The sequence below is a fragment of the Brevibacterium aurantiacum genome (assembly GCF_003932995.1).
GTDB classification, from domain to species: domain Bacteria; phylum Actinomycetota; class Actinomycetes; order Actinomycetales; family Brevibacteriaceae; genus Brevibacterium; species Brevibacterium aurantiacum.
Genome location: NZ_CP025333.1, coordinates 1,794,387 through 1,807,291 on the forward strand (window position 1 = coordinate 1,794,387; position 12,905 = coordinate 1,807,291).

The following is a 12,905-nucleotide window of genomic DNA, read 5'->3' on the forward strand; positions in this document are numbered from 1 at the left end:
GGGTTTTCCGGGGTCAATCATAGAACCTATTCTTCATTTGCCTCCCCGTCAATGTCGGTTCTTCCACAGGCAAGTCAACAGCGTGTGGATAACCTGTGGATATGTCGACATGAGTTGTGGAGAAAAGGTGCCTTGAATGATTGCACGATGGCCACAGAGGAGAGTGAAAGCGTAGGTCACTTCCGCTTCCCCTGCTAGCAACGCACAATCCGTCCTGTGGACAGCCTGTTGATTAAGGTGAAATATCGATACTCAGCAAACTCACGAGAAGAGGCCGGTGAATCTGCCGGCGTCGAATTTCCTATGATGGGTGTGTGGTGACTCAACAGCGATGGACCGAAGAGGACGTACTGCGGGCGATCGCCCGTGGGGAGATCGAAGTGCGCCGTTCGGCACGTCGGAAGAAGACCATCTCGGTCTCAAAGGAATTGGGGACGTATGTGCTCAGCACGCCGGTGAGATACAGCGTGGAGCACAACATCAGGTCGTTGACCAATCTGTTCAATCGGCTGGCGGCCAGGGACCATTCATCGGCGGAGGACCTCGTCGGATTGGCAGAGGAGATGAGCCGACGCTACTTCGATGGCCGCCTGCGTCCCCAGTCGATCAGATGGGTGACGAATCAGAACATCAGCCGCTGGGCATCCACAACGACCTCGTCAGGTGATATTCGGGTCTCCCACCGCCTGCAGGCGGTGCCTCGTTGGGTCTTGGAGACGGTCATCGTCCATGAGCTCGCTCACCTGCAGATCGGACCGCATTCCAAGGCCTTTCATGAACTGGCCGACAGACATCCGAGACAGGCAGACGCGAAGCACTATCTTGAAGGCTTCAGCGCGGGGGAGCAGTTCAGCCGCGGTTGATGTCGCTGACCTGCCGCGACTCCACAGCTGCCCGGTAGAGCTTCGGCAGACGGACCACGAGATCAGGCATTAGCGATGCCGGCAGAGAAGTCAGCGGGAACCATTTCACCGCCAAGGACTCCGCCGAGACCGTAGGGGCCTGGTTCACGGAGGCGAATGCTGCGAAGACCACATCGAAGTGGCGTTCGCACGCACCGAACGAAGCCGACAGGTCATGGACATGAAGGTCGATCGGGGTGGGGGAGAACCAAGACAGGTTGCTCAGTCCGCTTTCCTCCGTGGCTTCTCTGTGCGCGGCGGAGCACAGGCTGTCATCCTCGGGCTCGAGATGCCCGCCGAATTGGCCCCAAAGATCAGCCTTGCGGTGGTGGTTGAGGAGCACGGACTCGGTGTCGGGATCGATGACCAGACAACTGGCCGTGACATGCTCACCACCTGCATCGCGCCGCAGCGCGGCATCGCCGACAGTGGAGAACAAGTGGTCGAAGTCGCGCGTGAAGCCGGTTGCAGTCGGCGCAGCTCCAACCTCGGCGCGGGCGGTATCGAGACGAATCATTCAGCTCTCGCCGCGGCCGCCGGTACCATCACTGTCATCTGTGCCCTCATCGCCATCGGATTCCGAGCCGGATTCCGACTTGGAATCGGAGCCCGAGTCGGAGCTGGATTCGGAGGTCTCAGTTCCTTCGATTCCCTCGTCGAGAATGCGGCTCAGCGCCTCGTCGAGTGTCGATTCGCTGGTCCATTCGGCGTGACGACGCTCCGAGTAGCCCAAGGGATCATCGAGATCCTGTGTCGTCGGCAGAAGGTCGGGGTGTGAGAACACCTTGTCTCTGGCCTCGGTGCCGCCCTGAGTTTCGAGATACCCGAAGAGTGCGGCAGCATCGCGCAGACGCCGGGGGTTGAACTCCAGGCCCACCAGGGTCGAGAACGTCTTCTCGGCCGGACCTGCAGTAGCCCGGCGGCGGCGCAGCGCCTCCCGGATCTGATCGCGTCCTGGGAGATGCGCACATGCGGAATAGACGACCACGTCGACCCATCCTGCGATGACGGCAAGGAGGTTCTCCAGATTCGTCAGTGCCTTCTTCTGATCTTCAGTGGTCGGAGGGTTGAACAGCCCCTGACGGATGTTGTCACTGAGGTCGGAGATGTTGGACGGGTCGATCTGAGTCGCCATGTCCTCGATCTGAGAAGTATCGACCTTCAGGCCCTGTGCATAGCGAGTCAGTGCAGTCTCGACCTGGGCGCTCAACCATGGGGCGCGCTCGAACAGCGCAAGATGCGCAAGCTCTTGGGCTGCGAGGAAGATGCGAACCTCAGACGCATCGACATCGATCTCCGAGGCGAACTTCTCCACATTGGTCTCCACGAGGACCGCTGTGTCATGAGGCAGAAGTGGCAGACCCACCTCGGTGCCGGTGAGAACGCTCTCCGACAATGCGCCCACGGCCTGTCCGATCTGCATCGCGAACATCGAGTCACTCATCGAACCGAACATCGACGAGGCACCGGCGAGGATGCCCTTCATCTCCGCTGGAACCTGAGTCTCGAGGGTCTCTGTCAGGGCAGAGGACATGTTCGCCTTGATCGGGAGCACGAACTTCTGCCATCCGGGCATCGTCTCGCTGACCCACTCCGCGCGGGTGACAGTGCGGGCCGTGCGATTGGACACGGAGAACTCGGTCGCTTCGGCCAGCCACAGCTCAGCCAGACGGAAGGCATCAGTCGTGGCTTTCACCGCTTCGTCTCCCACAGCGGGATCAGGACTCGGAACCGACTTCTGAGCGATCGATGTTGCCTGGGCCTGGGGATCGGCACCCTGCCCGAAGAGACCCTGCATCTGGTTCATGATGGTTGACATCATCGCCGGGTCGATCTGAAAGCCCTGCGGACCTGCATTGCCGTACTTGTCCTCGCCCTGACCGGAGCCGGGACCATTCGCTCCGAAGAGCATTCCGAAGATCTGTTCGAACGGATTCTGCTCGTTGTTGTTGTCGTCGCTCATTTTCTCAATGCCCCCAAGAATCGGTTTGTCTTCTACGTTAACGGTTCCGGATGTGGGAAGCTTCCCAATTCCGGGAGGTTTCGGAGGATGTTCGCACCAGGCGAAAGGAGTCTGTGAAACTCACGGTCAGGTTTCAACTAGACTGGTGGGGCGGTGCAGCGAAAGGAACACATGACAGATAATGCCCCTCGGGCCGTGCCGGTGCCCGCAGCACCGATGCGTGGCGAAACTCGACGACGCGCTCCACGTCTGACCACGACTTCAGGGGTCATGACATATATCCTCATCGCTCTTGCAGTTCTACTGCCAGTTCCATACATGTTGCAGCTGCCCGGACCCGTGTTCAACACTCTCGGTGACTATCAGGGTAAGCCCATGATCGATGTCTCCGGCGCCAAAACCTACCCGACCGATGGCCGTATCGACATGCTCACCGTGGCCGTGAGCGGCGGTCCGGGGCGTGACACCTACGCTTCTCAGGCACTGGGCGCTCTGCTCCACGGCAAGGAGACCGTCATCCCCACCGAGGCCTACTATCCTCTGGACACGACGCGTGAGGACGTGACCGCTTCGAACGCAGTGGAGATGTCTTCCAGCCAGGATGTGGCCGTGGCCGCAGCGATGGAACAGCTCGACAAGCCGTACAAGGTTCATCTCCTCGTCGGCGACGTGGTTCCCGATTCGCCCGCCGAGGCGGAGCTGCGCAAAGATGATCGCATCATCTCCGTCAATGGGAAGAAGCTGGACTCCGATCCGGCAGCAGCGCAGATCATGAGCGAGACGGTCCAGTCCTCCGATTCCGTGGACCTCGTCGTCGAACGCGGCGACAAGGAAGTCGATGTCGCGTTGAAGCCGGCAACGATCGATGGGCGCAAAGCCATCGGCATCAGCATGAAGCAGGACTTCGAATTCCCCGTCGACGTGGCATTCAACGTCGAAGGCATAGGCGGTCCCTCCGCCGGCACCATGTTCGCATTGGCGATCGTCGACGAACTCACCCCCGGTGCCATGACCGGTGGAAAGCACGTGGCAGGAACCGGGGAGATCGATCCTGCAGGAAATGTGGGGCCCATCGGTGGTGCCCGACAGAAGGTAGCAGCCTCGACGGCGAAGGGAGCCAAGCTCTTCCTCTCGCCCGCAGACAACTGTGCAGAGGTCATCGAAGCTGCCGATCAGTCCAAAATCACGGTGGCACGCATCGACACGCTCGATGACGCGCAGAACGCCGTGGAGCAGTACGCAGCCGGAGACACCTCGAACCTCAAGAAGTGTTCAGCCGGCGGCGCCGACAACAACGAGAAAGGGCAGTAGTGAGCTCTCCGTCCTCACCCACCTCCGCACGAATGCCGACGAACCGGCCCAGACGTTCGCCCCTGTTGCTCACTCTCGTGTCGGTGGCGATTCTGCTCGTCGCCTTCATCGCGTTCACACAGGTGTACACCGAAGTCCTGTGGTTCAAGCAGATCGACGCCTCGCAGGTGTTCCGCACTATGTGGTTCACTCGTGGCCTGACCTTCTTGGCTGGGTTCATCGTCATGGCCGTTCCCGTGTGGCTGAGCCTGCATCTGGCCTTCCGCAGCCGCCCGGTATACGCTCCGACGACTCCGCGACAGGAGAACCTCGACCGGTACCGTGAAGCGATCGAACCCCTGCGCAAGGTTGCGACATTCGCGATCCCAGCGGTGGTCGGTGTGCTCAGCGGAATCACCGCCTCGGCGCATTGGAACACTGTCCTGCAGTGGATGAATTCCACGTCCTTCGGCTCGAAGGATGCCCAGTTCGGGATGGACAAATCCTTCTTCGTCTTCGTCCTGCCGGGCCTGCGGCTCATCGGCGACCAGGTGGGGATGGCGATCCTGCTCTCTCTCATCGCTGCTCTCGTCGGGCACTATCTCTTCGGCGGCATTCGGCCAGGCGAGCAGAAGGGCGTCATCCTCACGAAGACAGCCCAGTGGCAGTTGGGAATCACAGTTGCGGCTCTGATCCTGGTGCAGGCAGGTCGACTGTGGCTTGCCCGCTATGAGCGGCTGACGGGCACCACCGGCATCGTTCCGGGTGTGACCTACACCGACGACAGGGCGGCACTGCCAGCCATGGCCATCGTCGCAATCGCAGCGGTGCTCGTAGCGTTCCTGTTCGTCTACACGGCGTGGAAGGGCAACTGGCGTATCTCGCTCATTGCGACTGCCACGCTCATCGTCCTCGGCGGCATCTCGATCATCGCCTACCCCGCGCTGGTTCAGCAGTTCCAGGTCAGCCCGTCCCAGCAGAGCCTGGAGTCGGAATACATTCAGCACAACATCGATGCGACTCGTGACGGCTTCGACTTCGAAGACATCGACGTGACCCCCTATGAACCGAGCACGACCGGTGAGAAGGGCGCATTGCGTGCGGACGCCGAGACTGCTGCGTCGATTCGTCTGTTGGATCCGAACCTGGTTTCGGATACATTCCGCCAGCTGCAGCAGGTCAGGCCCTACTACTCCTTCCCTGAGCAGCTCGACGTCGATCGCTATAACATCGACGGCGATATGCGCGATACCGTGATCGCGGTGCGCGAACTGGCTCCGGACTCGGTGAACAACCAAAGCTGGTACAACCGCGCGATCGTCTACACTCACGGGTTCGGTGTCGTTGCCGCCAACGGCAACCAGCGCAGTCCTGATGGTGAGCCGCTGTTCATGGAATCCGACATCCCGCCTAAGGGAGAGTTCCCCGAATACGAGCCGCGTGTGTACTTCGGCGAGAGTTCACCGGACTACTCGATCGTCGGCGGTGCGAAGGACGCGACTCCTCGAGAGCTCGACTACCCCTCCGATGAGGACAGCGGTTCGGGCCAGGTGAACAACACGTTCACCGGCGACGGCGGTCCATCTGTGGGAGGCCTCTTCAACCGACTGGCCTATGCACTCAAGTATCAGGATGAGCAGATCCTGCTCTCTGACGCTGTCAACGAGAATTCTCAGATCCTCTACGAGCGCCACCCACGTGAGCGCGTGCAGAAGCTGGCACCGTTCCTCAAGATCGACGGCGACCCCTATCCCGCTGTCGTCGACGGCAAGATCAAGTGGATCCTCGACGGTTACACGACGGCGAAGGACTACCCGTATTCGACCCCTCAGCCTCTGCGGGAGGCTACCGAGGATTCGGTGACGGCGACCGCGCCGAACGCCGTGGCCACACTTCCGGATGAAGAGGTCAACTACATCCGGAACTCGGTCAAGATCACGGTCGACGCCTATGACGGCTCGGTCGACATGTTCCAGTGGGACAAGGAAGACCCCGTCCTCAAAACGTGGATGAAGATCTTCCCAGACCTCATCAAACCGTCCTCCGAGATGTCGGGCGACCTGATGAGCCACGTACGGTATCCCGAAGACCTGTTCAAGGTGCAGCGTGATCTGCTCACGAAGTACCACGTGACCACAGCCAGTGAGTTCTACACCGGCCAGGACTTCTGGACCCTGCCGACGGATCCGACGAAACAGGCCAACAGCGGCCTTACTCAGCCTCCCTTCTACATGACCCTGCAGATGCCGGGGCAGAAGAATCCGTCCTTCTCCCTGACAAGTTCCTATATTCCGGCACGGTCTTCTGAAGGACAGGCCCGGAACAACCTGACCGGGTTCCTCTCAGCTGATGCTGACGCCGGCAGTTCCAAGGGCGAGGTGGCAGACGGCTACGGAAAGCTGAGGCTTCTGCAGCTTCCGCGTAACACGACGGTGCCCGGCCCCGGGCAGGCGCAGAACAACTTCAACACTGCTCCCGATGTGCAGCGCAGCCTCAACCTGCTGCGTCAGGGTGAGTCTGAGGTTCAGAACGGCAACCTGCTGACTCTGCCTGTCGGCGGCGGTCTGCTCTACGTCCAGCCCGTCTACGTCCGGTCCGCCGGCGATACGTCCTACCCGCTGCTTCAGCACGTGCTGGTGGCCTTCGGTGAGGACATCGGATTCGCTCCGACCCTTGACGAGGCTCTCGACCAGGTCTTCGGCGGCGATTCCGGCGCCAAGGCCGGTGACGCAGGCACCGACGACAGCGGTGCTGCAGGTGAGTCCGGTGGGTCAAGCAGCGGAGGCGACTCCGCCGCGGCGCCGAAGGATGACCAGAACCTCAATGAGGCGCTGCAGGAAGCCAAGAAGGCAATGGAGGATTCCGATGCAGCCCTCAAGGAGGGTGACTTCGAGGAGTACGGTAAGGCCCAGGACCGTCTGAAGAATGCGATTGAAGATGCGGTGGCAGCCGATCCTTCACTCGCCGAGGATGGTTCGAAGGATGGGGCGTCTGCTCCAGCCAGTGCTCCGGCTGATGAAAGCGGAGGCAACTGACGCCGGGCAAGGTCGACACTGAATGAGACTCAGGCCTCTGGGATCCGATCGGATCCCAGAGGCCTGAGTCATCTGTTCAACGGCGGTATTCGGGCCTGAGCGCGGGGGAGCGGCCGATCTGCCGTGAAGTGTTCAGTTCGCGAAGTGGCCTTCGAGGTCATCGACGATCTGGCCGGCTCCGATGGGGCCCAACCCGAGGAACCACACATCGTCGTCGACGCGGAAGGCCCTATCGTCCTCTACGGCCGAGAGACTCTTCCACTGGCTGCCGGAAAGCGCCGCAGTCTCACCGGTGGCATCAGGGTCGCCGTAGCTGGTGTAGAAGACATAGTCGCCACCGGCCTGATCGAGGTTCTCTGGGGAGATCTCGACTGCGAGCTCTTCGACGTCCTGTGCTTTCGGGCGAGCAAGTCCTGCGTCGTCGAGGATGACTCCGATGAGCGATTTATTGCCGTAGAGTCGCAGGCGCTGCGGCATGAAACGCACCAGTGAGATCGTCGGGTTGCCTTCGACTCCATCATCGAGTTCGTCGGTGGCCGTGGCGTAGCCGTTGAGCACGTCGGTCGCTTCCGTCTCCATTCCCAGAGCCTCCCCGACGAGCATGAAGTTCTCTTTCCAAGGGAAGCCCGGGCGAATCGAGAACACCGTGGGTGCGATGGAATCGAGTTCGTCATAGAGCTGATCGGCGCGCAGCTGACTGCCGAGGATCAGGTCCGGTTCGAGCGCGGCAATCGCCTCCAGATCGAGTTCGTTGATCGTTCCCACCGTGTCGACGCCTTTGACACGGTCGGCCAGATAGGACGGGACGGGGTTTGCTCCCTCGGTCGTGACCATACCGACAGGTGTGATGCCCAGGGAGAGGACATCGTCGAGTTCTCCGGTATCCAAGACGACGACCCGCTGGGGCTTCTCAGCAATATCGGTTGTGCCGTTGGCATGTTCGATCGAACGCGGGAAGGCTCCGGGGTCGGCATCGCTGCCCAGCTTCGCAGTCTCCTCATCCGCGGTGGCAAAGGCCTTGCCACCTGTGGCGACATCCTTTTTGCCTGTGCCCTCATTCTTGTCGTTGTCGGTGCCTGGAGAGCAGGCGGTAGTGAGGAAGAGGACGGACAACGCCGTTGCGGCCATTGCTCGGGCGCGGCGGGAAGAAGAGTTCATAAGGTAAGCATAACCTTCCCATGCGCTGCCCGAGATTCGCGCGCAGCAGGACCGATCGACCTTGTCGTCTGTCACTGAGATTCAATTGAATGAGAAGAACCCCTATCCACTGGATAGGGGTTCTGCCACTTTCGTGGCGGGGGGAGGATTTGAACCTCCGACCTCCGGGTTATGAGCCCGGCGAGCTACCGAACTGCTCCACCCCGCGGCGTTTGATTACTTGGTAAATACTACGTCCTCGCAAGTCAGAAGCATAATCGGCCTGCGATCCGATCGCAGCTGCACGTGATTGGTGCAGCCTTGGCCGTCGGGGACTCAATCGGGGGAAGGCTTGGACGGGAGGGGCCTGACCGTGAGCGGTCAGGCCGGAAAAGAAAAGTGCCGCGACATCGAATCAACGATGTCGCGGCACTTTCGCAAACGTGGCGGGGGCAAGATTTGAACTTGCGACCTCCGGGTTATGAGCCCGGCGAGCTACCGAACTGCTCCACCCCGCGTCGTGTTCTTTACTTTACACGAGCAGTTTCCTGCAGGCCAAACCGAAGCCGCGTGACGTCTGCCACATGGACACCTGCCGTTCACCCCGGGTGCCCAAAGTGAAAGAAGTTCGGCAGCGGACTTGCACATGGTTGAAACATAAACTATAGTCATTCCTGTACTTCAATTTTCAACTAAAGGAGAAATCATGACTGCTCTTCCACAGGGACTCACCGCAGGAATCTGGAACATCGACCCCGTGCACTCCGAGTTCACGTTCACCGCTCGCCACGCTGGCGTCTCGAAGGTCCGCGGACACTTCGAAGATATCGCCGGCAGCGTCACCGTCGGTGAGACCCTCGAGGACAGCGTGGTCGCTGCTGAGGCGGACGTCGAATCGATCTCGACCCGCAATCCTCAGCGCGACGGTCACCTCAAGAGCGGTGACTTCTTCGAGGCTGAGAACAACCCCAAGCTGACCTTCAAGTCCACCGGGATCAAAGCCACGAGCAACGATGAGTTCGACCTCGTCGGAGAGCTCACCATGCGCGGAGTGACCAAGGAAGTCACCTTCTCCACCGAATTCAGCGGAGTCGCCACCGACCCTAACGGAAACCAGGTTGCTGGCCTCTCGGCATCGTCCAAGGTCGACCGCAAGGACTTCGGTATGGAGTTCAACGCTGTTCTCGGCGGCGGCGAGCTGCTGGTGTCGAACAAGATCAAGATCGAACTGGAACTCGAACTCGTCAAGGCCTGAATCCTCTGACACTGTCCAGGCGCCTCGGCGCTGAGAAATCGATTCTCGGGCAGGGCTGACGAATAGAGCAGGGGGCGGACCGCAGCAATGCGGTCTGCCCCCTGCTCTATGTTCTTCCGTCAACGCATTCTGTTCCGTGCTCACGGAGCAGAATGGGTGTTCAGGCGCGGACGCGCAGTGCATTCGGGTTGAGTCGCAGCTCGGAGGCGAGCTGGTTGAACAGCTGCGCCCCTCGCTCAACATCGGCAGGCGACTTGCAGAACGAATAGCGGATCGATGATCTGTAGGCAGTGTGTGCAGGTGAGCCCTGCCTGCACAGCGCAGGTACTGGTATTCCGACGAGCGAATAACGTCGGGCCAGCAGCTCATTGAGTGCAAATGCGTCCAGATCTGTCAGAGCCGAGAAGTCGACGACAGTGAAATATCCTGCGGCCGGAGTCGATGCGATGACTCCGGGGACGGCTCGGCAAGCCGGCACTAGTACCTCGGCTCTTTCCTGCAAGGACTTCCGGTTATCGGAAATGAAGGTCGAATCCCCGGTCAGCGTGCGCGCCAGCCCGATCTGCATGGGGCCGCTCGCTGTGAAGGTGAGGAACTGTTTGACCGCTTGAATGGCCTCTCTGACCTCTGGCTCGGCGATGACCCACCCGATCTTCCATCCCGTCGCGTTCCATGATTTCCCGGCTGAGGAGACTGTGACGACTCGTGCACTGTCCTCAATTGCAACGGCCGGAGGCACATGAGGTGTGTCATCGAGAATCAACTGCTCATACACCTCATCGGTGAGGACCCAGGCATCGGCCTTGGCCGCAGCGTCGCCGATGCGAGCCAGATCCTCTCTGCTGAACATGAAGCCGGTCGGATTGTGGGGTGTGTTGACGAGGATGATCGAAGAGGCGGACTCGGGTGCGGCCACAGCGTCCTCGAAGCAGGCCCAATCAGGTGCGAATCCTCCTAATCCTGTCGGCAGGATCGGCACGGTGACGAGTGTTCCGCCCGCGGCGGCGATCGCGGCCGGGTAGGAGTCGTAGTACGGCTCGAAAGCGAGAACGGTCCCACCTCGGGGGAGCAGAGCCAAGATCGCTGCGGTGAGGCCCTCTGTCGCCCCACACGTATAGAGCACCTGCTCTGGAGACACCTCTTGGCCGAAATCGTGATGTCGTTGTTCGGCCACGGCCTCAAGCAGTGATGGAAAACCCTGCCCGGGAGCGTACTGGTTGTAGCCTTCCCGCATAGCCTGGGCAGCGGCGTCGATGAGCTCAGGCGGAGCATCGGTGCCTGGTGCTCCCTGTCCCAGATTCACTGCCCCGGTCTGGGCAGCGAACGCTGTCATCTGACCGTAGATCGTTTCGCCGATTGTTCCGTCGGCATTGATCAGGCCGGCTGCATCAGCCATCGAATGCCACAGATCGGCACGCATCACATCGGGCATCTGTCTTCCTCTTCTTCAGCGAATTCTGGGCGGTTGTTCGTACTCAGGCCTGCGCGTCGGTGCGAACCGTCGCGGGCGCGACTCGGCCAAGCCGATCAAGGGCAGATTCGTGCAGCCGGGAGTTGCTGGCGAGAGCGTTGCCGCCGAAGGGACCGTCGATTCCGGCGGTGTTGGTGAAGGTTCCGCCCGCTTCGAGAACGATCGGGACCAGCGCGCCCATATCGTAGAGTTCCAACTCCGGCTCGCAGGCGAGGTCCACTGCTCCCTCGGCCAGGAGCATGTATGAGTAGAAGTCGCCGTAGCCTCGAGTTCGCCACAGGGAATCACAGAGGTCGAGGAACTCATCGAGGACCCCCAGCTGCTTCCACCCTGACAGTGAGGCATAGGACATCGATGCGTCTTCGAGGGAATCGACGGCAGACACGTGTATCTGTCTAGCCGGTTCCCCCAGCGCCGAGGTGAAGGCTCCGTGACCAGCCTCGGCCCACCAGCGGCGGCCCAAAGCGGGCGCTGAGACTACGCCGAGGAGCGGCGTCTGTCCATCGTAGAGCGAGATCAGAGTCGCCCAGATGGGCACTCCTCTGACGTAGTTCTTCGTGCCGTCGATCGGATCGATGATCCACCGCCTCGGCGAGGTTCCGTGGGATCCGAATTCTTCGCCGAGAACGCTGTCATCCGGACGCTCACGCTTGAGCCTGTCCACGATAGCCGCTTCTACGGCCCGGTCGCATTCGGTGACGGGGGTCAGGTCGGGTTTGGTCTCGACGGTGAAATCCTGGGCCACGAAGTGACGGTAGCTGATGGAATCCGCGAGGTCGGCGAGTTCGGTTGCCAGGTCGAGATCGTTCATAGCTCCACCTTATCCAGTCGTGGGCAGCAGCCTGCGCAGTGACTCCAAGCGTGAGACTCCACCAGGGCCCGCCTTGCCGTCGCTGACCCAGGCATCGAGTCGACAGCCCGGTGCGTCTGCCTGATGGGTGCAGCCGCGTGGACACTCTGCAGTGGCCTCGACGAGCTCTGGGAATGCCGAGATCAGCGTGTCCCGATCGACGTGTGCAAGTCCGAAGCTGCGGACTCCCGGGGTGTCGACGAGCCAGCCTCCTCCGTCCAGTGGGAGGCAGATCGCCGAGGACGAGGTGTGTCGGCCGCGCCCGGTCACATCATTCACGTGGCCGGTAGCTCTGTCTGCGCGGGGGACCAGAGCATTCATCAGGGTAGATTTGCCGACGCCGGAGTGTCCGATCAACACGCTGATCTGCCCGTGCAGGCGATCGAAGACAGTTGCATCCGTGAGTCTTCCGTCAGGGCTGAGTCCCGAGGAGATGATCTCGATTCCAGTCGCCGAGAACCGTCGAATGATCTCATCGGCTGGTTTCAGATCGGTTTTGGTGACGATGAGCAGGGGAGTGATCCCGGCATCGAAGGCCGCTGTCAGGGCACGATCGATGAGCCCGAATGAGGGTTCGGGATCTTCTGTTGCGGTGACGATGCCCATGACATCGACATTGGCGACGATCACGCGCTCGGTCGGATCGGTGTCATCGGCGCTGCGGCGCAGCAGAGTGCGTCGCTTCGTGATTTCGACCAGTCGCGCCAGGGAGCCCTTGCTGCCTGAGGTGTCGCCGACGAGTTTGACGATGTCACCAGGGACCACAGCGTCTTTGCGCAGGTGGGAAGCCCTTACTGCCGTAACCCTGGAAGTGGCGGCATTCGACGCGGAGACATCCGTGCCCCTGCCTTCGGCGACGACGACACGATAGCGTCCGCGGTCAACGGCAGTGACGAGTCCCTCGATGGCTGCATCGTGGTTCGGTCTGTTCTTCGTCCGCGGTCTGGAACCGCGTCTGTTCGGCCGAGGACGGTAGTCCTCGTCGCGGTAGATCCGTGACAT

Annotated in this window: 10 protein-coding genes and 2 tRNA genes; 4 read left to right on the top strand and 8 right to left on the bottom strand. The window is 60.9% G+C overall.

What is annotated here, in order from left to right; translation table 11 throughout:
- Window positions 1-314: 314 nt before the first annotated feature.
- Window positions 315-863: a M48 metallopeptidase family protein gene (locus CXR25_RS08300; RefSeq protein ID WP_009883922.1), complete on the top strand. Its 549-nt coding sequence runs from the start codon at window positions 315-317 to the stop codon at window positions 861-863.
- On the opposite strand, the gene CXR25_RS08305 is transcribed toward CXR25_RS08300, so the two are convergent.
- Together CXR25_RS08305 and CXR25_RS08310 are read right to left on the bottom strand one after the other, a co-directional pair.
- Window positions 850-1,419 (bottom strand): NUDIX hydrolase, encoded by a 570-nt coding sequence (locus tag CXR25_RS08305; protein ID WP_069600014.1) that lies wholly within the window; start codon window positions 1,417-1,419, stop codon window positions 850-852. The two genes, CXR25_RS08300 and CXR25_RS08305, sit on opposite strands and share 14 nt — an antisense overlap.
- Window positions 1,420-2,865: a zinc-dependent metalloprotease gene (locus CXR25_RS08310; RefSeq protein WP_009883920.1), complete on the bottom strand. Its 1,446-nt coding sequence runs from the start codon at window positions 2,863-2,865 to the stop codon at window positions 1,420-1,422.
- 171 nt (window positions 2,866-3,036) lie between these two features.
- Between CXR25_RS08310 and CXR25_RS08315 the strand changes: the two genes are divergently transcribed.
- Together CXR25_RS08315 and CXR25_RS08320 are read left to right on the top strand one after the other, a co-directional pair.
- On the top strand, window positions 3,037-4,176 hold the full coding sequence (locus CXR25_RS08315; protein ID WP_009883919.1) for a YlbL family protein: 1,140 nt from the start codon (window positions 3,037-3,039) through the stop codon (window positions 4,174-4,176).
- 32 nt (window positions 4,177-4,208) lie between these two features.
- Window positions 4,209-7,190: a UPF0182 family membrane protein gene (locus tag CXR25_RS08320; protein ID WP_241212415.1), complete on the top strand. Its 2,982-nt coding sequence runs from the start codon at window positions 4,209-4,211 to the stop codon at window positions 7,188-7,190.
- A 132-nt stretch (window positions 7,191-7,322) separates the two neighbouring features.
- On the opposite strand, the gene CXR25_RS08325 is transcribed toward CXR25_RS08320, so the two are convergent.
- From CXR25_RS08325 to CXR25_RS08335, 3 genes are all read right to left on the bottom strand, one after another.
- On the bottom strand, window positions 7,323-8,348 hold the full coding sequence (locus CXR25_RS08325; protein ID WP_240516298.1) for an ABC transporter substrate-binding protein: 1,026 nt from the start codon (window positions 8,346-8,348) through the stop codon (window positions 7,323-7,325).
- A gap of 134 nt (window positions 8,349-8,482) precedes the next feature.
- A tRNA-Met gene (locus CXR25_RS08330) sits at window positions 8,483-8,556 on the bottom strand.
- A gap of 215 nt (window positions 8,557-8,771) precedes the next feature.
- A tRNA-Met gene (locus CXR25_RS08335) sits at window positions 8,772-8,845 on the bottom strand.
- Between the two features lie 188 nt (window positions 8,846-9,033).
- On the opposite strand from CXR25_RS08335, the gene CXR25_RS08340 reads away from it, so the two are divergent.
- Window positions 9,034-9,582, top strand: a complete 549-nt coding sequence (locus tag CXR25_RS08340; protein WP_009883916.1) for a YceI family protein — start codon at window positions 9,034-9,036, stop codon at window positions 9,580-9,582.
- 160 nt (window positions 9,583-9,742) lie between these two features.
- Here the strand turns inward: CXR25_RS08340 and CXR25_RS08345 are convergent, their stop codons facing one another.
- Genes CXR25_RS08345 through rsgA form a run of 3 tightly spaced genes read right to left on the bottom strand, consistent with a single transcriptional unit; the run spans window position 9,743 to window position 12,905 of the window.
- On the bottom strand, window positions 9,743-11,014 hold the full coding sequence (locus tag CXR25_RS08345; RefSeq protein WP_125240517.1) for an aminotransferase class I/II-fold pyridoxal phosphate-dependent enzyme: 1,272 nt from the start codon (window positions 11,012-11,014) through the stop codon (window positions 9,743-9,745).
- A 43-nt stretch (window positions 11,015-11,057) separates the two neighbouring features.
- Entirely contained in the window at window positions 11,058-11,864 is an 807-nt protein-coding gene (gene hisN, locus CXR25_RS08350) for a histidinol-phosphatase (protein ID WP_009885386.1), read from the bottom strand.
- 9 nt (window positions 11,865-11,873) lie between these two features.
- Window positions 11,874-12,905: a ribosome small subunit-dependent GTPase A gene (gene rsgA, locus CXR25_RS08355; protein ID WP_096160657.1), complete on the bottom strand. Its 1,032-nt coding sequence runs from the start codon at window positions 12,903-12,905 to the stop codon at window positions 11,874-11,876.

Coding starts and splice junctions, on each gene's coding strand:
- hisN (WP_009885386.1), bottom strand. CDS start 11,864: ATGAACGATCTCGACCTGGCAACCGAACTCGCCGACCTCGCGGATTCC.
- CXR25_RS08320 (WP_241212415.1), top strand. CDS start 4,209: ATGCCGACGAACCGGCCCAGACGTTCGCCCCTGTTGCTCACTCTCGTG.
- CXR25_RS08305 (WP_069600014.1), bottom strand. CDS start 1,419: ATGATTCGTCTCGATACCGCCCGCGCCGAGGTTGGAGCTGCGCCGACT.
- rsgA (WP_096160657.1), bottom strand. CDS start 12,905: ATGTCACGGATCTACCGCGACGAGGACTACCGTCCTCGGCCGAACAGA.
- CXR25_RS08325 (WP_240516298.1), bottom strand. CDS start 8,348: ATGAACTCTTCTTCCCGCCGCGCCCGAGCAATGGCCGCAACGGCGTTG.
- CXR25_RS08345 (WP_125240517.1), bottom strand. CDS start 11,014: ATGCCCGATGTGATGCGTGCCGATCTGTGGCATTCGATGGCTGATGCA.
- CXR25_RS08310 (WP_009883920.1), bottom strand. CDS start 2,865: ATGAGCGACGACAACAACAACGAGCAGAATCCGTTCGAACAGATCTTC.
- CXR25_RS08315 (WP_009883919.1), top strand. CDS start 3,037: ATGACAGATAATGCCCCTCGGGCCGTGCCGGTGCCCGCAGCACCGATG.
- CXR25_RS08340 (WP_009883916.1), top strand. CDS start 9,034: ATGACTGCTCTTCCACAGGGACTCACCGCAGGAATCTGGAACATCGAC.